This is a genomic window from Hymenobacter oligotrophus, from assembly GCF_003574965.1.
In the GTDB taxonomy this organism is placed as follows: domain Bacteria; phylum Bacteroidota; class Bacteroidia; order Cytophagales; family Hymenobacteraceae; genus Solirubrum; species Solirubrum oligotrophum.
The window spans coordinates 3,055,814-3,074,992 of sequence record NZ_CP032317.1; the positions used below are offsets into that span (position 1 = coordinate 3,055,814).

Annotated in this window: 23 protein-coding genes; 10 read left to right on the forward strand and 13 right to left on the reverse strand. The window is 61.8% G+C overall.

What is annotated here, in order from left to right; genetic code table 11:
* Positions 1-3: 3 nt before the first annotated feature.
* Complete coding sequence (locus tag D3Y59_RS13050; RefSeq protein WP_119445446.1) at positions 4-960, forward strand: DnaJ C-terminal domain-containing protein; 957 nt, start codon at positions 4-6, stop codon at positions 958-960.
* Between the two features lie 336 nt (positions 961-1,296).
* Here the strand turns inward: D3Y59_RS13050 and D3Y59_RS13055 are convergent, their stop codons facing one another.
* The 6 genes from D3Y59_RS13055 to D3Y59_RS13080 all read right to left on the reverse strand — a co-directional run bounded on the left by D3Y59_RS13055 (position 1,297) and on the right by D3Y59_RS13080 (position 5,517).
* Positions 1,297-2,031 (reverse strand): ZIP family metal transporter, encoded by a 735-nt coding sequence (locus D3Y59_RS13055; protein ID WP_119445447.1) that lies wholly within the window; start codon positions 2,029-2,031, stop codon positions 1,297-1,299.
* 34 nt (positions 2,032-2,065) lie between these two features.
* A complete protein-coding gene (locus D3Y59_RS13060; RefSeq protein ID WP_119445448.1) occupies positions 2,066-2,815 on the reverse strand; it encodes a class I SAM-dependent methyltransferase in 750 nt (249 codons plus the stop codon).
* Between the two features lie 150 nt (positions 2,816-2,965).
* On the reverse strand, positions 2,966-3,361 hold the full coding sequence (locus D3Y59_RS13065; protein WP_119445449.1) for a hypothetical protein: 396 nt from the start codon (positions 3,359-3,361) through the stop codon (positions 2,966-2,968).
* 50 nt (positions 3,362-3,411) lie between these two features.
* A complete protein-coding gene (locus D3Y59_RS13070) occupies positions 3,412-4,056 on the reverse strand; it encodes a hypothetical protein (RefSeq protein WP_119445450.1) in 645 nt (214 codons plus the stop codon).
* A 106-nt stretch (positions 4,057-4,162) separates the two neighbouring features.
* Complete coding sequence (nadC, locus tag D3Y59_RS13075) at positions 4,163-5,023, reverse strand: carboxylating nicotinate-nucleotide diphosphorylase (protein WP_119445451.1); 861 nt, start codon at positions 5,021-5,023, stop codon at positions 4,163-4,165.
* Positions 5,024-5,118: 95 nt separating this feature from the next.
* Positions 5,119-5,517, reverse strand: coding sequence for a DUF4783 domain-containing protein (locus D3Y59_RS13080; protein ID WP_119445452.1), 399 nt, complete (start codon positions 5,515-5,517; stop codon positions 5,119-5,121).
* Positions 5,518-5,659: 142 nt separating this feature from the next.
* On the opposite strand from D3Y59_RS13080, the gene gpmI reads away from it, so the two are divergent.
* Together gpmI and D3Y59_RS13090 are read left to right on the forward strand one after the other, a co-directional pair.
* A complete protein-coding gene (gpmI, locus tag D3Y59_RS13085) occupies positions 5,660-7,204 on the forward strand; it encodes a 2,3-bisphosphoglycerate-independent phosphoglycerate mutase (RefSeq protein ID WP_119445453.1) in 1,545 nt (514 codons plus the stop codon).
* Complete coding sequence (locus D3Y59_RS13090) at positions 7,197-7,781, forward strand: hypothetical protein (RefSeq protein ID WP_162910772.1); 585 nt, start codon at positions 7,197-7,199, stop codon at positions 7,779-7,781. The genes gpmI and D3Y59_RS13090 overlap by 8 nt, the downstream gene beginning before the upstream one ends.
* A gap of 17 nt (positions 7,782-7,798) precedes the next feature.
* On the opposite strand, the gene D3Y59_RS13095 is transcribed toward D3Y59_RS13090, so the two are convergent.
* The 5 genes from D3Y59_RS13095 to fumC all read right to left on the reverse strand — a co-directional run bounded on the left by D3Y59_RS13095 (position 7,799) and on the right by fumC (position 12,649).
* Positions 7,799-8,323 (reverse strand): hypothetical protein, encoded by a 525-nt coding sequence (locus D3Y59_RS13095; RefSeq protein ID WP_162910773.1) that lies wholly within the window; start codon positions 8,321-8,323, stop codon positions 7,799-7,801.
* A gap of 89 nt (positions 8,324-8,412) precedes the next feature.
* The gene (locus D3Y59_RS13100; RefSeq protein ID WP_119445456.1) at positions 8,413-8,838 is read right to left on the reverse strand and encodes a secondary thiamine-phosphate synthase enzyme YjbQ; all 426 of its coding nucleotides are present in this window, start codon (positions 8,836-8,838) and stop codon (positions 8,413-8,415) included.
* A gap of 153 nt (positions 8,839-8,991) precedes the next feature.
* Positions 8,992-10,512, reverse strand: a complete 1,521-nt coding sequence (locus D3Y59_RS13105; protein ID WP_119445457.1) for a hypothetical protein — start codon at positions 10,510-10,512, stop codon at positions 8,992-8,994.
* A gap of 142 nt (positions 10,513-10,654) precedes the next feature.
* Entirely contained in the window at positions 10,655-11,095 is a 441-nt protein-coding gene (locus tag D3Y59_RS13110; protein WP_119445458.1) for a hypothetical protein, read from the reverse strand.
* 150 nt (positions 11,096-11,245) lie between these two features.
* Positions 11,246-12,649 carry a class II fumarate hydratase gene (gene fumC / locus D3Y59_RS13115; protein WP_119445459.1) on the reverse strand — a complete coding sequence of 468 codons (1,404 nt, stop codon included), beginning with the start codon at positions 12,647-12,649 and terminating at the stop codon, positions 11,246-11,248.
* Between the two features lie 387 nt (positions 12,650-13,036).
* Between fumC and D3Y59_RS13120 the strand changes: the two genes are divergently transcribed.
* From D3Y59_RS13120 to D3Y59_RS13150, 7 genes are all read left to right on the forward strand, one after another.
* Positions 13,037-13,504 (forward strand): group I truncated hemoglobin, encoded by a 468-nt coding sequence (locus D3Y59_RS13120; protein ID WP_162910774.1) that lies wholly within the window; start codon positions 13,037-13,039, stop codon positions 13,502-13,504.
* A 37-nt stretch (positions 13,505-13,541) separates the two neighbouring features.
* Positions 13,542-13,973, forward strand: a complete 432-nt coding sequence (locus tag D3Y59_RS13125) for a heavy-metal-associated domain-containing protein (protein WP_162910775.1) — start codon at positions 13,542-13,544, stop codon at positions 13,971-13,973.
* A gap of 187 nt (positions 13,974-14,160) precedes the next feature.
* A complete protein-coding gene (locus tag D3Y59_RS13130) occupies positions 14,161-14,520 on the forward strand; it encodes a heme-binding domain-containing protein (protein ID WP_162910776.1) in 360 nt (119 codons plus the stop codon).
* A 120-nt stretch (positions 14,521-14,640) separates the two neighbouring features.
* Positions 14,641-15,126, forward strand: coding sequence for a YceI family protein (locus D3Y59_RS13135; protein WP_240410364.1), 486 nt, complete (start codon positions 14,641-14,643; stop codon positions 15,124-15,126).
* A gap of 28 nt (positions 15,127-15,154) precedes the next feature.
* On the forward strand, positions 15,155-16,075 hold the full coding sequence (locus D3Y59_RS13140) for a DUF5777 family beta-barrel protein (RefSeq protein ID WP_240410365.1): 921 nt from the start codon (positions 15,155-15,157) through the stop codon (positions 16,073-16,075).
* A gap of 51 nt (positions 16,076-16,126) precedes the next feature.
* Positions 16,127-16,564: a CHRD domain-containing protein gene (locus tag D3Y59_RS13145; RefSeq protein ID WP_119445464.1), complete on the forward strand. Its 438-nt coding sequence runs from the start codon at positions 16,127-16,129 to the stop codon at positions 16,562-16,564.
* A 401-nt stretch (positions 16,565-16,965) separates the two neighbouring features.
* Entirely contained in the window at positions 16,966-17,340 is a 375-nt protein-coding gene (locus D3Y59_RS13150) for a dodecin family protein (RefSeq protein WP_119445465.1), read from the forward strand.
* Between the two features lie 138 nt (positions 17,341-17,478).
* Here D3Y59_RS13150 and D3Y59_RS13155 read toward each other — a convergent pair whose 3' ends face one another.
* Positions 17,479-18,588: an energy transducer TonB gene (locus D3Y59_RS13155; RefSeq protein ID WP_119445466.1), complete on the reverse strand. Its 1,110-nt coding sequence runs from the start codon at positions 18,586-18,588 to the stop codon at positions 17,479-17,481.
* A complete protein-coding gene (locus D3Y59_RS13160) occupies positions 18,575-19,168 on the reverse strand; it encodes an RNA polymerase sigma factor (protein WP_119445467.1) in 594 nt (197 codons plus the stop codon). Before D3Y59_RS13160 ends, D3Y59_RS13155 begins: the two co-directional genes overlap by 14 nt.
* Positions 19,169-19,179 lie beyond the last annotated feature (11 nt).

Consider the following 19,179-nt stretch of genomic DNA (forward strand, 5'->3'; position numbering starts at 1 on the left):
GCCATGGAATACAAAGACTACTACCAGATTTTGGGCGTTGAGAAGAACGCGACCAAAGACCAGATCAAGAAGGCGTACCGCAAGCTGGCGCGCCAGTACCACCCCGATGTGAACCCCAACAACGCCGAAGCCGAGCGAAAGTTCAAGGAGGTGAATGAAGCCAATGAAGTACTCAGCGACGACGAAAAGCGCCGGAAGTACGACCAACTGGGCGCCGATTGGCAGCGCTACCAGCAAGCGGGCGGCCGCGGCGGCTTTGGTGGGCAAGGCGGCTTCGATTGGTCGCAGTACGCCAGCCAGGGCGGCGGGTTTGGGGGCTTTGGCGGCGCCCACGACTTTGCCGATGCCGGCGACTTTTCCGACTTCTTCAGTTCTTTTTTCGGGGGGATGGGCGGCGGCCACGGACGCACCCATTCCGCGCGCCCCGCAGCCGGCCACGATTTGCAAGCCGAAATGGAGCTGACGCTCGAAGAAGCCTACCACGGCGGCCCGCGCACCGTGGTGCTGGGCGAGCGAAAGCTGCGCATCAACATCAAGCCCGGCGTGGAGGACGGCCAAACCATTCGGCTGCGCGACCAGGGCGCGCCCGGCCGCCACGGCGGGCCCAACGGCTCCTTGCTCATCACCTTCCGCATTCAGCCCGATGCGCGCTACGTACGCACCGGCCCCGACCTAACCCTTGACGTGCCCGTGAGCCTGTACAAAGCCCTACTCGGCGGCGAGCAAGTGGTAGAGACCCTAGGCGGCCCCGTGAAAGTGAAGATCAAGCCCGAAACGGCCAACGGCACCCGCCTGCGTTTGCGGGGCAAAGGTTTTCCGGTGTACGGCCACGTCGGCCAACACGGCGACTTGTACCTGCGCCTGCAAGTGCAGCTGCCGCAGCAGCTCTCGACGCAAGAGCAGGAGTTGTTTCGGCAGCTGGCCCAGCTGCGTGGCGAGGCCGTGGACCAACCTTCCTGACCCAACGCATCAGCCATGACCAAGCGCTACATCTCGCCCTTTCCTTGCGCGCCTGCGCCGCGACCTAGGGCCCGCCTGAAGCCGTGCCTACAGCCCGAGGCCTGGCGCGCCACGAACGCCGGTTGGCCGGCAAGTGTTCAGCTTAACAATTAACGCGTCGTTGCGGGCAAGTGCTTTAAGTTGAATTTGTTTAGAAAGTCAGGAGTGGTCATGCTCATCTGGCGTACGCTTGTCGAAGCATGACCGTTCTTGTTCTTCCGGGAGACTTTCAAAACGACTTCGTTACCAAGACAATAACTCACAAACTCTTACCCTCGTTAACTCATTAACTAATCCTCAATGCCCATTCACCACCAGCGCCAGCGCGGCACCTAGGAGCGTCGCCAGCAGCTTGCGCACGTTAATCTTGTGCTCGGGGCTTACTTCAAACAGAATGGTGGTGGACACGTGCAAAAAGTTGCCGCTTACCAGGCCCAGCAGTGCCGGGTACCAGCCGCCTTGCTCGGCGGGGTTCAGGCCGCTGTAGTGGCTCCAGAGTACACCCAGGGGCGCGGCGGCCGCAAACAGCATCAGCCAAGGCAAGGCGCGCCCAAAGCTGCCCAGGCGGGTTACCAACACGGCCATCAGGGCAAATGCCGCCGGAATGTGGTGCAGCGCCACGCCGGCCAACACGGCATAAAACCCGCCCGGCACCTCGCTCTGGGGCTGGCGCACCAAAATGCTGCCTTCCAAAAATCCGTGTAGCGTAAGCGAGCCAAGCAGCAGAAAGGGCACGCCCGCATGCGCGTGCTCGGCGTGCACGTGCTGGTGGCCATGCTCTACGCCCTGCGAAAACAACTCAAGTACCAGTTGGCCGAAAAACCCGGCTAGCAAAAAATACCCCACGCGGTGCGCCGAGCCATCGAGGGCAATGGCCTCGGGCAGCAAGTGCGTGAGCGTGAGCGTAACCAGGTAAGCCCCGCTGAACGCCAGCAACGGACGAAGCCAGGTGGTGTGGCTGGTGGGCACAAAGCGCGTAAGCCAGCCGGCGCCAAGCACCGTTCCGAACAGCAGCAAAAGAGCTACGAGCATGGCAAAAAGCTGCGGCAGCGCGCACAAAGCGCGGCTACTTTTTAAGAATGAAGATCATGCGAGGGCTTTCGGCCTCGATGTAAGGGTTCAGGTCGTAGTCGCCCAGCACCTCGCCCAGGCGCAGGCCCGCGAGGTAGAAGTACTCCCGAAACCGCTCGATGGTAAGGGCCCGCACGCGCTCCTGAAAGTGCTGCTCCCGGCCCCTAGCATCAGTAAACCGGATGTCCTTAACGATAAAATCACGGTCGAGGTGGCGGTCGATGCTGAACAGCGTGCCCTCAACCTCCTTCTGCTCGTGCGCCACCAGCTCGCGCACAGTGCGCTCGGTGTTCATGAAATCGATAACGAGTTTGCCGCCGAACTGCAGCGCATCGGCCGCGTTGCGCAGGGCTACCACGTTCTCGGCCTCCTCGTCAAAATACCCAAAGCTGGTGAACAGGTTCAGGATGAAATCGAAGGGGCCTTCGGGCAAGGGCGCCCGCATGTCGTGCACGAAGAAGTGCAGCCGCTCGTTTTCGAACTGCCGGGCGTGGTCGATGCTCTGCGGCGAAAGGTCGATGCCGGTTACGTCGTAGCCTTGTTCGTTGAGATATATCGCGTGCCGGCCTTTGCCGCAGGCCAAATCGAGCAAGCGCTGTTTGGGCTTGGGGTGCAGGTGTACCAGCAGCTTATCCAAAAACGCGCGGGCCTCGTCGTGGTTGCGGTGCTGGTACAGCAGGTGGTAGTAGGGCGAGTCGAACCAGGTGCTAAACCACTCGGCCGACTCGGCGTAGGATCGCGCCATGGGGCAAATTGCAATAAGCGGAAAGAACAGCCCGGCGCGCATGCGTAGGGCTAGCCAGCATGCACCGGCGCCCCGGCGCAGCCACTGGCGGGCATGCCAGCGCTGTGCCGGGGCGCTCGGGGGCCAACAAGAAGGGCCACAAACCGCAGCTTAGTTCTGCTTCTGCTCGCCTTCCTTGTTGTTCAAATCGTGCTGCGTTTCGGTCGGGGCCGGGGTGTGGGCCTCGCCTACTTTGTTGCCAGCGCCGCCGGCTGCATCGGGCGTGGAGGCACGCTGGGCTTGCGGCTTATCGGGCAAGCCACGGGCCGGGTCGAGCGTTTGCTCTACTTCCATCTGCGAGCTGGCCGGTTTCTCGATAGCGCCGCCTTTGTGCTGGCTGGGCGCGTCGGTGGCTTGGTCGAAGTCATACGACTCGCGGGTGCCGGGGGGCACCATATCAACCGACACTTTTTTGTCGGCGCGCCAGTCCGAAGGTTCGCTGCTGCACGAGGCCAGGCCCAGCAGAGCTACGGCGGCCAGGCCCAAAATGCGTTTGTTGGAGGTCATAAGAGAGAATGCGGAAGAAAATCAAATGCGAAATACGGAGAATTCGACCATTAGGCCGCCTTCGGAGCGTTGGGAGTTGCGCCCGCCTCGGTCGGCAGCAGGTTTTTGCGGCGCAGCAGGTTCTCGAACATCTGCTGATCCTTGGCCGAGTTGAAGATGCGCGTGGGAATGTGCAAAAACACCGGCACCCACATCAGCTTAGCCAACCACAGCCTCCAGCCCGAAATCTGGTCGGCTACGTCGGGCTGCTTCAGGTTCAGCACGTACGCGTCTTTGTCGCGGCGCACCGATTCGATGGTATCCCAGTTCATGCCGCGCGGCGGGTCTTTCTCGTTGCTGCGCATGGCAATGTAGCGCGGGTCGAACTCATAGCTCACCCGGTCGAACAGCACCTTGCTCTGCTCCATTTGGGTTACGCCCGTAACCTGGGCCGAGCGCACCAGCACGTAGAGCACCGCTACCAGCACGGCTGCGGCTACCCACCACCACGAAAAGCTGAACGCGGCCGGCAGCAGCAGCACTACCAGCGGAATAACAGCCTGCCACCAGTCGCGCTTCCATACCTGGGTAAGCGCCATGCGGGTGAAGGTGTTCTTATCGAGTTGATGTTTCTTGGTGCGTATGGCGAGCGGCGAGGGCGCTTGTTGCTGCTGAACGAATTGCCGGCCGCCACCACGCGGAATGGGAGGTTGCATTATCTAAGTTGTCGGTTATCAGTTGTTAGTTGTCAGCAGGCCCCGTTGTTAGCCGAAGCGTGGACTTAGCCCACTGACAACTAACAACTCGCAACTGACAACTGAATCAAAACGCTTTCAGGCTCAGGTCCAGGCTTTTTACGGAATGCGTAAGCGCCCCGACTGAAATAAAATCGACGCCGGTTTCGGCCACGGCTCGGATGGTGTGCTCCGTGATGCCGCCCGAGGCCTCGGTAGGGAAACGTCCGCCCACCAGCCCCACGGCTTCGCGCAGTGTGTCGGGCTTCATGTTATCGAGCATGATGCGCTCGATGCCGCCCACCGCCAGCACCTGCTGCACCTCCTCCAGCGTGCGGGTCTCCACCACAATGGGCAGCTCCCGACCTAGGGTTTTCAGGTAGGCGTGGGTGGCCTCAATAGCCTGCCGGATGCCGCCGGCGTAGTCCACGTGGTTGTCCTTCAGGATAATCATGTCGAACAAGCCGTAGCGGTGGTTTACGCCGCCCCCGATCAGCACGGCCCACTTTTCGCAAATGCGGAAGTTAGGCGTGGTTTTGCGGGTATCGAGCAGGCGGGCTTTGGTGCCAGCCAGCAAGCTCGTGAGGTAGGCCGTGTGGGTAGCAATGCCACTCATGCGCTGCATGCAGTTGAGCACCAGTCGCTCGGCCGTGAGGATGCTGCGCGCCGGGCCTTCCACCGTCAGGGCCACGTCGCCGTGCTTCACGCGGGAGCCATCGGGCAGCTGCACCTGTACCGTAAGGGCGGCGTCTACCTGCCCGAAGATTACTTGGGCCAGCGCCACGCCGGCCAGTACGCCCTCGTCCTTTACCAGCAAACGCGCTTGCTTGCGGGCCTCTGCGGGTACCCCGGCCAGCGAGGAATGGTCGCCGTCGCCGACATCTTCGGCCAGGGCCGACTGAATAAACAAGCGCAGGGCTTCGGGCGTGAGGTAAGGAGCGTTTTGCACGGCGCAAAAATAGCAAAAGGCCCCGACTTAAAGCCGGGACCTGCCGTTGTAACCAGACCGCAAAAGAAGAGGGAGAAAGTAGCGGTCTAGGCCATCTATTCGTGCGTAAAATCGATGGTGTCGATCTGCTGACTGCCCTGCGCCGGTTTCATCTTGATGAAAACCCGGTAGCTGCCGCTTTTGCCGGCGTATTTGCCGATTGCGTATTGAATGCCTTCGTTTGAGGCGCCTTGGTGCACTAACTCAAACGTGGCGGGCGAGTTTTTGGCGAAGAAGTCCTTCAGCACAAACTCGGCTTGCGTAGCACTGTAGCTCTGCTTGTCGCCATCGAAGCCCAACTCCACCGTACCCCCAAAGTACTGGGATATGGCGCGCGAAGAGCCGTTGCGAATGGCCGAGCGCACCGCCCCGAACGTATCGCCCTGGGCGTTGACTACGGGCGCGGCCAAAGCCAAGCACAGCACAGTCAGAACTCGGAAAAACAATCGTTTCATGTGTTAAGCTGGGTTGCAGCGGCGGATGTGCTAAAACTGTGCCAAGGTAGGCAGGTACGTAAGATGCGACAAATGGGCGGCTGCTACTCCAAAATAGTGAATGGTTACGTTTTGCCACCTGCCTTCCCGTTATCTTTGCCTCATGAATAAACCGGTACTGTTGGTAATCCTTGATGGGTGGGGTTTAGGCACCAATCCGGCCGTGTCGGCTATTGCCGCGGCCAACACGCCCTTCGTGGATTCGCTTTTTCAGCGCTTCCCGCACAGCCGTTTGCAAGCCTCGGGCGAGGCAGTGGGCTTGCCCGAAGGACAGATGGGCAACTCCGAGGTAGGCCACATGAACCTAGGCGCCGGCCGTGTGGTGTACCAGGATCTGGTGCGCATCAACAAGGCCATTCGGGAGCGGAAGCTGGGCAGCATGCCGGCCCTGCAGCAGGCCTTTGAGTACCTGCGCCAGCACCCCGATAAAAACCTGCACCTGATGGGCCTGCTCTCCGATGGTGGCGTGCACTCCCACATCGAGCACCTGAAGGCTCTGTGCACCCTCGCCCACGACGAGGACGTGCACCGCGTGTTTATTCATGCCTTCACCGACGGGCGCGACACCGACCCCAAAAGCGGCGTGCGCTACGTAAACGACCTAGAGGAACACCTGCAGCACGGCGCCAGCGGCAAAATTGCCTCGATTGTGGGCCGCTACTACGCCATGGACCGCGACAACCGCTGGGAGCGGGTACAAGTAGCCTACGATTTGCTCGTGAACGGCAAAGGCCAGCGCTGCAACAACCTCATCGGGGCCATGCTCGACTCTTACCGGGCCGGCGTTACCGACGAGTTTCTGAAGCCGCTGGTGAAAATTGGGGCCGACGACCAGCCATTGGCCACCATGCAGCAGGGCGATGTGGTGATCTGCTTTAACTTCCGGACCGACCGCGGCCGCGAAATCACGCAGGCCCTCACGCAGCAGGATTTCCATGCCTTCAACATGCACCGGCTGAACCTGCACTACCTCACCATGACGAACTACGACGCCACGTTCGTAGGGGTACAGCCCATTTTCGACAAGGACAACCTCGATCAAACCCTAGGTGAAGTGTTGGCCGCCCACGGCCGCACCCAAATTCGGATTGCCGAAACCGAGAAGTACCCGCACGTTACGTTTTTCTTCTCGGGGGGCCGCGAGGCCGAGTTTGCCGGCGAAAAGCGCCTGCTGCGCGCTTCGCCCAAGGTAGCCACCTACGACCTGCAGCCCGAGATGAGCGCCTACGAGCTGCGCAACGCGCTGGTGCCGGAGCTACGCGCCCGCACCGCCGATTTTGTGGTGCTCAACTTCGCCAACCCCGACATGGTGGGCCACACCGGCGTGTTTGAAGCGGCCGTGCGCGCCTGCGAAACCGTGGATGAATGCACCCGCGACGTGGTAACGGCCGCCATCGAGAGCGGTTACGCCAGCATCATCATTGCCGACCACGGCAACGCCGACATGATGATTAACCCCGACGGCACGCCCAACACGGCCCACACCACCAACCTGGTGCCGTGCATCCTGGCCGATCCCGACTTCCTAGGCACCCTGGCCGATGGCAAGCTGGGCGACATTGCGCCTACCGTACTGCAGATACTGGGCCTGCCGCAGCCCGCCGAAATGACCGGCGAATCCCTGTTGCGCCCCCAAGCCCATGCGTAAGGGCTCATGGTTGATAAAAACGGCGGCGCTGCTCCTGCTTGGGTGCAGCGCCGCCTGCTCTTCGGACCCCTCGGAGCGGCCGGCCCGGCAACCCGCCGGCTACTTCGATGTGCCTGGCCTGCTCGATGCGCAAGTAAAGCAGTTGCAGCAGCAAGGCACAGCCCTGCAAAAGCGCGTGGTACTGCGCAACGGCCAACCCGAAACAACGCGCTTGGCTGCGCCCAACTGGGCCAACGAGCTGCAGCTGTTTTACCAAGCCGATATCAACAAGCCAGCCCTGCGCGGTGCCTACCAAGCATCGGCCACCGACTCGGCGGGCCTAACGCGCCGCACCTTCCGCCGCGGGCCCGAGGTAGACCACCCCGTGCGCGAGCTCACGGTGCTGCAAGCCGGGCCGGTGGTACGCGAGCTTACCGCCACCGTAAGCCAGGACAACCCGCTGTTTTTCTCGGGCAAGCAGTTCCGCATGCGCTTCGGGGCCGATGGCACCCTGAGCAGCTACGAGGTGCGCGGGCAGCAAAAGCTCATAGCCTTCGATACCACGCGCTACATAGCTAGTGGCCAGGTTGTGCAGTAATTTAGAGTTGCCGTTGGCTAATCCAAATACGGCTCGATGCGCACTTTGCGCACTTGCCCGCTGCTCATGGAGGCCACCACGCGGTTCATCTGCATGTCGTCGGAGATGAGCAGGCTGTCGCAGCCGCTGCCTTGGCGGCGGTAGCTGGCGCCTACGCGGCTGCGCAGGGCCTGGCCGTAGGGCGTAGTAAACGTTACCAAGGTGGCGCTGCTCAGCAAATCTTTCTCGGGGGTGCGGTAAAACACCCAGCGGTTGCCGCCTTGCTGCACGGTTACGAGCGTATCGGTTTGCTTGGGGGTGTGGGCATTTTTCACGGCTTTGCGGCTGGTAATGCGCCCGCCGCTGCGCACAATGTCGGCGGCGGTAAGCTCGGTGCCGAAGGGGTCGTTGGCGGCGTCGGCGTCGGTAATGGAGCACACGCGCTTGGCCCGGGCCACGGCAGGCTTGGCCGGCGCGGGCTGGGCGCGCGGTTTGGTTACCGGCCGGCGGGGCGGCTCGGCGTTGGCCGTCTGCGGATCGTCGCGGCAAGCAACCAGGATCATCAGGCCTGTCAGAAGCGTACCGGGCACCATAATATTCATGCGCTGGGGCTATTTACAGCCCTATACGCAACTCGGCATAAAATAACTACCTAGGCCACACCCAACAGCGTGAGCACCAGCCAGCGGCGGCCGCCGTCGTTGCGGTGCTCGCCTAGGTACACGCCTTGCCAAGTGCCCAGGGCCAGCTCGCCGTTGGTTACCGGTAGGCTTACGCTGCTGCCCAGCAGGGCGGCTTTCAGGTGCGCGGGCATGTCGTCGGGGCCTTCGAGGGTGTGCCGGAAGTACGGGGCGTTTTCGGGGGCCGTGCGGTTGAAGAACTGCTCGAAATCGTGACGCACGGTGGGGTCGGCGTTTTCGTTGATGCAGAGGCTGGCCGAGGTGTGCTGAATAAACACGTGCAGCGTGCCCACCCGAACCTGCTCCAGTTCGGGCAACTCGGCCGTAATCAAATCGGTGATGAGGTGAAAACCGCGCCGAACGGCCGGTAAGCGCATCCGCTTCTGAACGCTGATCATGGGTTGGTATTGAGTATCGAGTACTGGGTAGTGAGTATTGGGTATTAAGTACCGAGTAGTGAGACTTTGTTCAGACAATCCTGCACGTGGTCTCAGTTTTCGTTTCCCAGTACTAAATACTCGCTACCCTGTACTCAATACCCAATACTAACATCACGGATTGACGCGCTCATAGGCGCCGGGGTCGGGGCTGGTGGCGCTGCGCCCTAGGTTGCGCAGGTCGGTGGTGAGTTGGGGCAGCGGTACGGCGCGGTTGCTGGCCGGCGACAGGGTATCGAGGCGGTAGTCGAAACGCTCGGTAAAGCGCTCCGGCGTGCGCCGAAATTTGGGGTTCACGTTGAGGAGGTTGCCGTTGCGCGCCAGACCGGGGCGGCCGTTGGCATCGGCCGCGGCGGCGTAGGCTTGGGTGCGCAGCACGCTGTGCTGCACGCTGATTTGCCCTAGGTACTTCTGGCTGTTCACGAACAACAGCTCCTCTTCGCTCGAGCCCCACACAATGGTGTTTTGCATGCTGAGCACGGGCAGTACGCTAAGCGTAGGCTGGCGCACGGGCAGCACATCGGCGAGGGTGATGGAAGCGGTTTCGCGGCGGAACTGCGGCGTGTAGTTGGCAATGGTGCAGTATTGCAGGTTGTAGGTGCCGCCCTGAAAACCACCTAGGGCATACTCGCCGCAGTTGGTGAGCAGGGTGTTGCGCACGTCGAAATCGCCGGAAAAGCTGAGAATGCCGCCGCCGTTGAAGCGTTGCCCGCCGCTGGCAAACGTAAGCCCCGCCCCCGAAATGTTGCGGATTGCGGTATGCTCGACGGTAACCTTTGGGAAGGGCTGCTGGGCCTCGGGGTTGTACACCAATAAGCCAAACGAGGCATTCTTGATTTCGCAGTAGCGCACCACGCTGTTGCGGCTGCTGCCAGCCTCAAACTGAATACCGGCCCATTGACCCGGAATGTCGTTGTAAAACGCCTCAAGCCGGTCGCCCTGAAACCGCACAATGCGGCGGTCGTCGGGGCGCACTTCGCCCGAGGGCTGCAGCGTGGGGTTTACCAGCAAGGTGCCACGCACAATGATGCCCGTACGCGCATGGCAGTACACGCGGGTGCCCTCCTCGAGGCGCAGCGAGCAACCGGCTGGCACCACCACCCCGCCGTAAATTACATGGGGCTTGTCGTTGCGCCACACGGCGTTGCAGGCCAGCGTTTCGTTGACGTGGAAATAGGCATTTTGCCCGTAGGCCACCAGCTGCACCCGCTGTTGGTTGCCGTTGGTGCTGAATTCGATGCGGTCTTCCTGCAGAAAAGGCCGGTTTTGCGGCTGGGCGTTAGCTCCCAGCGTAGCTTTCACCAGAATCAGAAGGCTGTCTTGGCCCCGGATGGTAACGTTTTGGGCCACCGCGCCCGAGTCGCCGTTGATGACGAGCTTGTACGGGTTGCCGTAGGTACCAGCCAGCCGGATTTCGGCTACCTGCACCGCCCGCTTGTTGCGGTTGTACACCCACAGGCGCTTGGCCACGGTGCGCGTTTGCACAAATACCGTGTCGAAGGCGACGGTATCAACCGAAAAAGCCAGCCGCACGCTGCCGTCGGTGGTGATTAGCTCCTCCTTGGGTTCGCAGCCGGGCAGCACCGCGGCAGTCAACACGGCCAGCAAAAACAAAACGGGCAACAGAAAGCGCACGGCAGAAAGCTAAGGTGAAAAACGGTGTCTTAGGCGGGCAGTGGCTTAGGCACGCGGCTGCTTGCGCCTGCCGCAGCCACCCAATACACAAACCTACGCCTCGGCGGCTTAACAACCGAAGGCAGCCCTAGGTGCCGGGCAGCTAGTGGCGCGGGGGCAACTGCATCGATACCAGCGGCTGCCGCACCCAGCGCCGGGCCTCCTCCGCCGACTCGAAGTACCGCACGTGGGGCTGCAAAGCCATGCCGTTGCTGCGGGCCGCCAGCAAAGCCGCTTTTAGGTGGTCGTGGCGTATCGCATCGGTGGGGTTTACCACGGCCACTTTGTGCAGCGGCAAATCTTGGTAGCGCGGAAAGTACTGCTGCTGCAGCCACAGGTACTCGGTGGGCAGCAAGGCCGGTAGCAGGCGCAAATCGCTCAGCCACGACACCACTTGGTAGCGCTCCACCATCAGCAGGCTTTGCCACAGCCCCTCGCGCAGCTCCCCCATCGCCACGTGCTGGTTGAGCCATTCGCTCTCCAGCAGCCGCAGGTGCGGGTCGTAGTGCATGCGCAAAAACGGCTTATCGTAAAGTTCAATCATAAGCACAAGCGATGAACGGCGGGCAGAAGGTCGCCTCGTGTAACCGCAGAGCGCCCCGATAGTTTGATTGCCCACAATGCAATAACGCCGCAACCCGGCGGGGCTGCGGCGTTACAACGTCAGTTGGGCTGGGTTATTGGCTGCCCGGGCTTAGCGGGGCAACTCGCCCACCATGTCTTCGGGCTTTAGCCACTCGTTAAACTGCTGCTCGTTTACGTAGCCCAGTGCCAGCGCCGACTCCTTGAGGGTGGTGCCGTCGCGGTGGGCTTTTTGGGCAATTTCGGCGGCTTTGTAGTACCCGATGTGCGGGTTCAGGGCCGTTACGAGCATCAACGACGAGTCGACGTTGCGCTTGATGTTGTCTTCGAGCGGGCGGATGCCCTCGGCGCACTTGTCGTTGAAGGCCACGCACACGTCGCCGATCAGGCGGGCCGAATGCAGGAAGTTGTAAATCATCACCGGCTTGAACACGTTCAGCTCGAAGTGGCCCATCGAGCCGCCTACGTTGATGGCCACGTCGTTGCCAAGCACCTGGGCGGCTACCATGGTCATGGCTTCGGCCTGGGTGGGGTTTACCTTGCCGGGCATGATGCTGGAGCCGGGCTCGTTGTCGGGGATGAAGATTTCGCCGATGCCAGCGCGCGGGCCCGACGAGAGCATGCGGATGTCGTTGGCAATTTTCATCAGGCTCACGGCCACCGTCTTCAGGGCGCCGTGGGCTTCCACGATGGCGTCGTGCGCGGCCAGGGCCTCAAACTTGTTTTCGGCCGTGATGAAGGGCAGCCCCGTAAGCTCGGCAATGTACCGGGCCACGGTTTCGGAGTAGCCCTCGGGGGTGTTGATGCCCGTGCCCACGGCCGTGCCACCTAGGGCCAGCTCGGAGAGGTGCGCCAGGGTATTCTTAATGGCACGCAGGCCGTGGTCGAGCTGCGATACGTAGCCCGAAAACTCCTGCCCCAGCGTAAGCGGCGTAGCATCCATAAAGTGCGTACGGCCAATCTTCACGATGTTCATGAACTCCTTTGACTTGCTGGCCAGTGTGTTGCGCAGCCGCTCGATGCCCGGGATGGTAACCTCGATCAGCGTTTTGTAGGCCGCAATGTGCATGGCCGTCGGGAAGGTGTCGTTCGACGACTGCGACTTGTTTACGTCGTCGTTCGGGGCCAGGGCCTTCTTCTCGTCGAGCAGGTTGCCGCCCTGCAGCACATGGCCGCGGTAAGCAATTACCTCGTTCACGTTCATGTTCGACTGCGTGCCCGAACCGGTTTGCCACACCACCAGCGGAAACTGCTCGTCGAGCTGGCCGGCAAGGATTTCGTCGCACACGCGGCCGATGAGCTCGGCTTTGTCGGCGGGCAGGATGCCGGCGTCGCGGTTGGTGAGGGCGGCGGCTTTCTTGAGGTAGGCGAAGGCGCGGATTATCTCCTTGGGCATGCGGTTGATGTCCTGCGCAATCGGGAAGTTCTCGATGGAGCGTTGGGTTTGGGCGCCCCAGTAGGCGTCGGCGGGTACCTGTACGGTGCCCATGGTGTCTTTTTCGGTGCGGAATTGCATCAGCAGCAGACGACTCGGTGAAACGATGGGAATAAGCCCGGCAAAGGTAGGCAAAGGTGCCGCTCGGCCTACTGTTGAGCCGGGGCTTTGCGTAGCCACCTAGGGCCGGGGTAGGGTGCAATTTACAGACCGCCGCCGGGCCGCCGCTACGGCTGCGCGCAGGCCTAGGTATATACGTTATTTCAAACCAAAATTTGACGATTTTCAGACGCTATGATATTTCGGGTTTAACTAATCCTAGGTCATGTTCATCGAGCAATAGCCGAGCTTCATCGAATTGGGCCAACTCCTGGGCTCGTCGGCCGTTTAGGTTGCGCTGTTGAAATACTACAAACACAATAATTTTCTATGCTGAAAAAGTACTATTCTTCCTGCCGTTTGGTTGCCATGCTGCTGCTTGGTGCTACCCTAAGCACCAGCCTTACCGCGTGTGGCGAGCAGGAAAAAGCGCCCGAGCCCACTCTGTACGAACGCATGGGCAAGGTCGACGGCATCAGCAAGCTCGTCGACAACTTTATGGCCAATGTGGTGGCCGAGTGCGCCTCGCCCAACTCGGTGCTGCTGCGCAGCCACACCGCTTTTCTGGCCGATGTTAGCGCCGGCAACGACGCCCGCCGCCTGGCTTTCCGCAACAACCTGATCGACCAGCTGGGCCAAATTTCGGGCGGGCCGTTGGTGTACCGCGGCAAAAACATGGTGGCCGCGCACATCGGCATGAAGATTACGAACGCCGAATTCGATGCCGTGGCTGCTGAGCTTACCAAAGCCATGAACACGCAGCAGATTAAGCCCGCCGACCAGGAGCAGCTGCTGGGCCTGCTGGGCGCCATGCGCGGCGATGTGGTAGGAAAATAAGCCCCCGCTAAATCCGACTACTGCCGAGCTTCCGTACATGCGTCATTCCGCATCCAAACGCCTGTTGGTTTGGGCACTAGCGCTGGCACCCGTGCTGGCGTTGCTGGCCTGGGCCAACTGGCAAACCCCGAACCTACACGACTACGTGCCGCCCGTAACGGTGACGCGCCTGCAGTACCAGCCGGGCCCGGCCGAGCCGGCCGCCGTGCTGGAGCAGGTGCCCGGCGTAACGAGCTGCGCTGCCAACCCAGCCGCAGGCATTGCGGTGGTAATGCACCAGCCCGAGCAGGTGTCGCCGCAGCAACTGGCGGCGGCCCTGCAGCGTGCCGGCGTGCGGGCTACGGCCCTGCCGCGCCCGCCCGCCATGGTGCTTACCGGGCCGCAATGCCCGGTGCCGCCCTCGTACCTGCTGGCGCTGGAGCGGCTGCGCTTTGCGCTCAACTTCCGCCGCTTTTTCGTGGAGGTGTAGCGCCGGGCGCTTTGCCACCTAGGGCCAGCCCCCACACGTTGGCGGGCGGCCCTAGGTGGCGCCTTACCACCCCGCAGCTGTCGGGCTGCCTTGCCCAAGCGCCTGCCAGCTGCCTGCGCGCTTTTACTACCCTGCCTCATTGCCCCTTTCTACATACCACTGCCGCTCAGCGGTTTTCCTGTTGCTTATGCGCCGATACGCTTTACTCCTGATGATGGCCCTAACGGGCTGCGCCTACGACAACGTGGAGGAACTTGCCGGCCCCAAGGTGCCCTGCACCACGCCCGAGCAAGTTTCGTATTCGCTCAACGTGTCGCCGCTGCTCGACCGCAACTGCCGCTCGTGCCACGCGTCGGCGCTGCGCTCGGGCAACTTCAACATGGACGATTTCAACGAGCTGCAAACCCGCGCGCGCAGCGGCCTGCTGATGCACGTGGTAAACCACGACCCGGGCTATCCGCAAATGCCGCAGGGCGGTGCCAAGCTCTCCGAGTGCGACTTGGCCTTGCTGCAGAAGTGGGTTAACGCCGGCGCTCCGAATAACTAGATGGCGGCCCTCCCAACAACCGCATTTTGGCGGCGGTACGGTGGCTGGCTGCTGATAACCCTGCTCTGGTGCGCGCCCGAGGCAGGCGCCCAAGGCAAATACCAAACCCGCACCGGCACAGTGTCTTTCTTCTCCACGAGTATTCTGGAAGACATTGAGGCCCGCTCGGAGCAATCCGCGGCGCTTATCGATTTGCAAAGCGGGCAGGTGGCTTTCGTCATCCCGATCAAGTCGTTTCAGTTTAAGCGCACCCTCATGCAGGAGCACTTCAACGAGAACTACATGGAATCGGAGAAGTACCCGAAAGCCACGTTCAAAGGCCAGCTCCACAACCTCGACCGCGACGCCCTGGCCAAAGGCCAGTCGCAGCAAGTGCAGGTAGAAGGCGACTTGTTTATCCACGGCGTAACCAAGCGCGTGCAGGTGCAAGGCGCGCTCGAGCTGCAAAAAGGCAACCTGCTGGTGCACGCCTTTTTTAGCGTAGCCCCGGCCGATTACGGCATCGAGATACCCTTGCTCGTGCGCGAAAACATTGCCCGCATCGTGAGCATCAAGCTGGTGGCCTCCTGCGAGTCGGTGTCGCAGATATCGGCTGCCAAACCCTAACCCCCACCCCACGTCAACGCACACTCCTATGCATTTACCTTTTACTCGCCTAGGTCGTCGGGTAGCCGCGACGCTGCTGGTGGGGGCTGCTGCCTCCACCGCCGCCCTGGCCCAAGACGACCTCCTGAACCAACTGGAGCAAACGCCCCAGCCCGCCGCGCCCGAGCTGGTGGAGGCCACATTTAAAGGCTTGCGCCTGATAAACGGCCACACTGTGCAAACGCCCGGGCAGGGCACGCTGGCCTTCCTCATCAGCCACCGCTTTGGGGCTCTCAACAGCGGCGCTTACAACTTCTTCGGGCTCGACCAGGCCACGCTGCGCCTGGGCTTTGAGTACGGCGTGACGGACCGCTTGACGGTGGGCATCGGCCGCAGCTCGATGGAAAAGGCCTTCGACGGCTTTTTGAAGTACAAGGCCCTGCGCCAGAGCACCGGTCCGCGCGCCATGCCCGTAACCGTTACTCTGCTGGCCACCTCGGCCCTGAACACGCTGCGCTTTACCGACAACCTGGAGCGCACGCTGCCCCGCCGCCTCACCTACACCTACCAGGCGATGATTGCGCGCAAGTTCAGCCCCGATTTGTCGATTCAGGTGATGCCCACGCTGGTGCACCGCAACCTGGTGGCCCGGGCTACCGAGCCCAACGACGTGTACGCCCTAGGTGTGGGCGGCCGCCAGAAGCTGACCAAGCGCACCTCGCTGAACCTGGAGTACTACTACCTGGTGCCCAGCACCAAGCCCTACGATTTGCGCAACTCGCTGGCCGTGGGCTTCGACATCGAGACGGGCGGGCACGTGTTTCAGCTGCACGTTACCAACTCGCAAGGCATGATTGAGAAGCAGTTTATCACCGAAACGCGCGGCAACTTTTTCAAAGGCGACCTGTTTTTCGGCTTCAACATGGCCCGCAACTTTACGGTACGTGCCAAAGAAGGCTTCCGCAAATAAACCGATCTGGCTTAACACGTTCTCGTTTTTTCCCTCTTCACACCTCCAACTATGAAGCGTTTCTCTACAATGCTCCTGCTGGCCGGCCTGATGGCTACCGCTGCCTGCAACGACTCCAACGACGACGACAACACCCCCACCACCATGCAGGCCTCGGCTACCCTAAACGGCAGCCAAGAGGTACCGGCCAACAACTCGGCCGCTACCGGCACCATGACGGGCACCTACGACAAGAGCACCCGTACGCTCACCTACACCGTTACGTACCAAGGCTTCACGCCGGCCGCCGGCCACATTCACCAAGCGCCTCCCGGCCAAAACGGGGGCGTAATCGTGCCTTTCTCGAGCGTAGCTACCTCGCCCATCAGAGGCACTGCTACCCTAACGGAGGCCGATGCGGCCAGCCTGATGGCCGGCAACACCTACGTAAACCTGCACTCGAGCACCTACCCCAACGGCGAAATCCGCGGCAACATCACGCTGAAGTAAGCCACGGCTAGCACCTAGAGTTGGTTGTACTGCCCCGCTTGCCGACTGCTGCCCTTCAGGCAGTGGCGGCAGGCGGGGTTTGTGTTTTAAGGGTCGTCAGCGCCGCAGTTACAGCTTCTCATAAGTACCCAATGATTATCTGTATCAAGCTATATATAGTATCCATACTTGATTTAAACACATGTTCGTCAGATAATTATCGGCAGTAAACAGGTTTACGATCAGCTTAACAATTAGCTCGGCGTTATATAGTTGTAAACTGGTTTACTACCGGTGCTAAACCGGGGGTTGAGCGGTGCGTGCGCTTGGGATAGCAGCTTTTTGAGCAGTGGCTGCGTAGTACCTCGTGCCTGGCCGTGCGGCTGGGCGCCGCTTGCCGTTCACCTAAATTCTCATCGGTTATGAGCACCATCAAAAAAGTTATCGAAGTGCTGGCGTCGTCCGACAAAAGCTTCGAGGATGCCCTGCAGCGCGCCCTTACCGAGGCCAGCACCACCGTAAAGGGCATCAAATCAATTTACATCAAAGACCAGAGCTGCAAAGTACAGGACAACAAGATCGTGGAGTACCGCATCACGGCCAAAATCACGTTCGAGGTGATGCACCGCTGGCAGCCCAACCAACACGGCTCGGCTGCCGCTACCGAAACCATCGACGGGGGCGGCGTGCCCGATTATTCCGGCGTCGACATTAACGCCGAACCGCAGCTGCCCCGCCCTGTGGTACCGGGCGGCAGCGCCACCGCCCCCGAAAGCGGCGGCGGTTACAGTGGCTAGAACAGCTTAACTTATAGAGGCCCGTGGGCCCTAGGTGCATAGCTGCACCTAGGGCCCACGGGTTGTTTGTGGGGAGTGGGTATGTAGCGCGGAACCGAAGGTCGGCGTAGCCAACGGATTTCCGCGCTACAACTGCGGTTACTCGCGAAAGGGCACCTCCAGCAACACCGGCATGCTGGTGCGGCGCCCATTTACGATGCCGGGGTGCCAGCCAGGGCCTTCGCACACCAACCGAATGGCTTCCGCATCGGCTTCGGGGCTCAGCCCTTTCACCACCTGAATGTTCTGCAGCGAGCCATCGGCCTCCACGGTGAACTTCAGCTTTACGCTGCCGCGCACCTTGGGCGCTTCGGGTGGTAGCTGCTGCTCTTGCCGCAGGTAGCGCGTAAGGGCTGGGTAACCACCCGTGGGCAGCGGCGCTACGGGCGGTACCGCGGGCATGGTGGCTTTGCGGCGGACGGCGCCCTCGTACGCTACGGCGGCTTTGCTTTGTTCGGTCAGCATCATTTTGCTGTCGGGGGCAGCGGCGGCCCGGCTGCGCAAGGCGAAGGCTGCATCACCCGAATCGGCTACCGTGGCGAGTGGCGCAGCAGCAACGGTGGGGGCGTCGGCCTGCGGCTCGGCGGCAACTATAGCGGCCGGAGGCGGAGTGGCTGCCTCAACCTGCGGCGGCGAGGCGACACCTAGGCGCGTAGCCCGGCGCGGTTTAGCAGGCGCAGCGGCGTAGGCCGGCTCGGAGCGCTTGGCGGTGGCAGGCTTGGTGCTTGCCGCAGCGGCGGCATCGGTCGGCTCGGGTGCGGCTGGCGTGGCGGCTAACATTTCCGCTTCGGCAGCAGGCGCGGGCGGCGCCACGGCTTCGGGGGCCGATTGCCGGGCTTGGGTGCCGGCTATTGGCGGCTGCCGCAGGTTGGGCCACTGCCACACACCTAGGGCTACGAGCAGCGCCAACACGGCCGCGGCTACGCTGAGCCACCAGGCACCATGGCGTTGCGGCTCGGCGGTTTCGGCAGCCACGCGGGCGTGCAGGCGCTGCTGCAAATCGGCCAAGGCAGCCGGGGCTATGGCCTGGGGCGCAGCGCCTAAGTAGCCCTCGAGGGCATCGGCGCACAGGGGGCAAGCCAGGGTATGCTGCTCTACCTGCCGGCGCTCGGCGGCCGCTAGGGTGCCGGCCGCATACTGGCGCAGCACCGCAGCCGGCACGTGCGCGGCGGCGGGGGCGTTTGGGTGCTGCTGGTTAGCGGGCGACATGGCTGGCGAGGTAGAGTTTGAGGTTGCGCTTGCCGTTTTGCAGGTGGCTTTTTACTTGCTTGAGGTCGAAGCCCGTGAGGTCGGCTATTTCTTGGTACGACTGCTGCTGGCGGTAAAACAAATCGAGGCAGCGTTGCTGCTCCGGGGGCAGCCGCGCCATGGCCACCGCGAGCTGCTGCAGGTGCTCTTCGGTCGGGAAATCATCGTCGGCATCAAGCAGATGCGCCGCCCCGTCGGATTCCACACCGGGCAACGAAATTTCGACGGCTTCGGGCGTGGCTTTGCGCCGGCGCAGCTCCATCAGGCAATGGTTGCGGGCGGTGGTGTGCAGCCAGCTGCTGAGGTTTTGCACCTCGTGGCGGCGCAAATCCACCACGAGCTTCTCGAAGATCTGCATCACGGCGTCCTTGCTGTCGGCCTCGTCGCGCAGGTAGCGCAGGCACACGCCGTACACCAAGTGAAAGTAGGGCTCGTAGAGGCGGCCTAGGTCTTGCACATCGCCGTGGGCGCGGTAACGCGCCAGCAGCTCGGCCTCGGTAGGCGGCTGCTCCTGGGGTTTGGTGCGGCGAAACAAAAACATGCGGCAAGGCT

What these genes read in the sequence shown, in the direction of transcription:
- D3Y59_RS13050 (WP_119445446.1), top strand. Translation starts at nt 4, where the DNA reads ATGGAATACAAAGACTACTACCAGATTTTGGGCGTTGAGAAGAACGCG.
- D3Y59_RS13055 (WP_119445447.1), bottom strand. Translation starts at nt 2,031, where the DNA reads ATGCTCGTAGCTCTTTTGCTGCTGTTCGGAACGGTGCTTGGCGCCGGC.
- D3Y59_RS13060 (WP_119445448.1), bottom strand. Translation starts at nt 2,815, where the DNA reads ATGGCGCGATCCTACGCCGAGTCGGCCGAGTGGTTTAGCACCTGGTTC.
- D3Y59_RS13065 (WP_119445449.1), bottom strand. Translation starts at nt 3,361, where the DNA reads ATGACCTCCAACAAACGCATTTTGGGCCTGGCCGCCGTAGCTCTGCTG.
- D3Y59_RS13070 (WP_119445450.1), bottom strand. Translation starts at nt 4,056, where the DNA reads ATGCAACCTCCCATTCCGCGTGGTGGCGGCCGGCAATTCGTTCAGCAG.
- D3Y59_RS13080 (WP_119445452.1), bottom strand. Translation starts at nt 5,517, where the DNA reads ATGAAACGATTGTTTTTCCGAGTTCTGACTGTGCTGTGCTTGGCTTTG.
- gpmI (WP_119445453.1), top strand. Translation starts at nt 5,660, where the DNA reads ATGAATAAACCGGTACTGTTGGTAATCCTTGATGGGTGGGGTTTAGGC.
- D3Y59_RS13090 (WP_162910772.1), top strand. Translation starts at nt 7,197, where the DNA reads ATGCGTAAGGGCTCATGGTTGATAAAAACGGCGGCGCTGCTCCTGCTT.
- D3Y59_RS13095 (WP_162910773.1), bottom strand. Translation starts at nt 8,323, where the DNA reads ATGATCCTGGTTGCTTGCCGCGACGATCCGCAGACGGCCAACGCCGAG.
- D3Y59_RS13100 (WP_119445456.1), bottom strand. Translation starts at nt 8,838, where the DNA reads ATGATCAGCGTTCAGAAGCGGATGCGCTTACCGGCCGTTCGGCGCGGT.
- D3Y59_RS13110 (WP_119445458.1), bottom strand. Translation starts at nt 11,095, where the DNA reads ATGATTGAACTTTACGATAAGCCGTTTTTGCGCATGCACTACGACCCG.
- fumC (WP_119445459.1), bottom strand. Translation starts at nt 12,649, where the DNA reads ATGCAATTCCGCACCGAAAAAGACACCATGGGCACCGTACAGGTACCC.
- D3Y59_RS13120 (WP_162910774.1), top strand. Translation starts at nt 13,037, where the DNA reads ATGCTGCTGCTTGGTGCTACCCTAAGCACCAGCCTTACCGCGTGTGGC.
- D3Y59_RS13125 (WP_162910775.1), top strand. Translation starts at nt 13,542, where the DNA reads ATGCGTCATTCCGCATCCAAACGCCTGTTGGTTTGGGCACTAGCGCTG.
- D3Y59_RS13130 (WP_162910776.1), top strand. Translation starts at nt 14,161, where the DNA reads ATGCGCCGATACGCTTTACTCCTGATGATGGCCCTAACGGGCTGCGCC.
- D3Y59_RS13140 (WP_240410365.1), top strand. Translation starts at nt 15,155, where the DNA reads ATGCATTTACCTTTTACTCGCCTAGGTCGTCGGGTAGCCGCGACGCTG.
- D3Y59_RS13145 (WP_119445464.1), top strand. Translation starts at nt 16,127, where the DNA reads ATGAAGCGTTTCTCTACAATGCTCCTGCTGGCCGGCCTGATGGCTACC.
- D3Y59_RS13150 (WP_119445465.1), top strand. Translation starts at nt 16,966, where the DNA reads ATGAGCACCATCAAAAAAGTTATCGAAGTGCTGGCGTCGTCCGACAAA.
- D3Y59_RS13155 (WP_119445466.1), bottom strand. Translation starts at nt 18,588, where the DNA reads ATGTCGCCCGCTAACCAGCAGCACCCAAACGCCCCCGCCGCCGCGCAC.
- D3Y59_RS13160 (WP_119445467.1), bottom strand. Translation starts at nt 19,168, where the DNA reads ATGTTTTTGTTTCGCCGCACCAAACCCCAGGAGCAGCCGCCTACCGAG.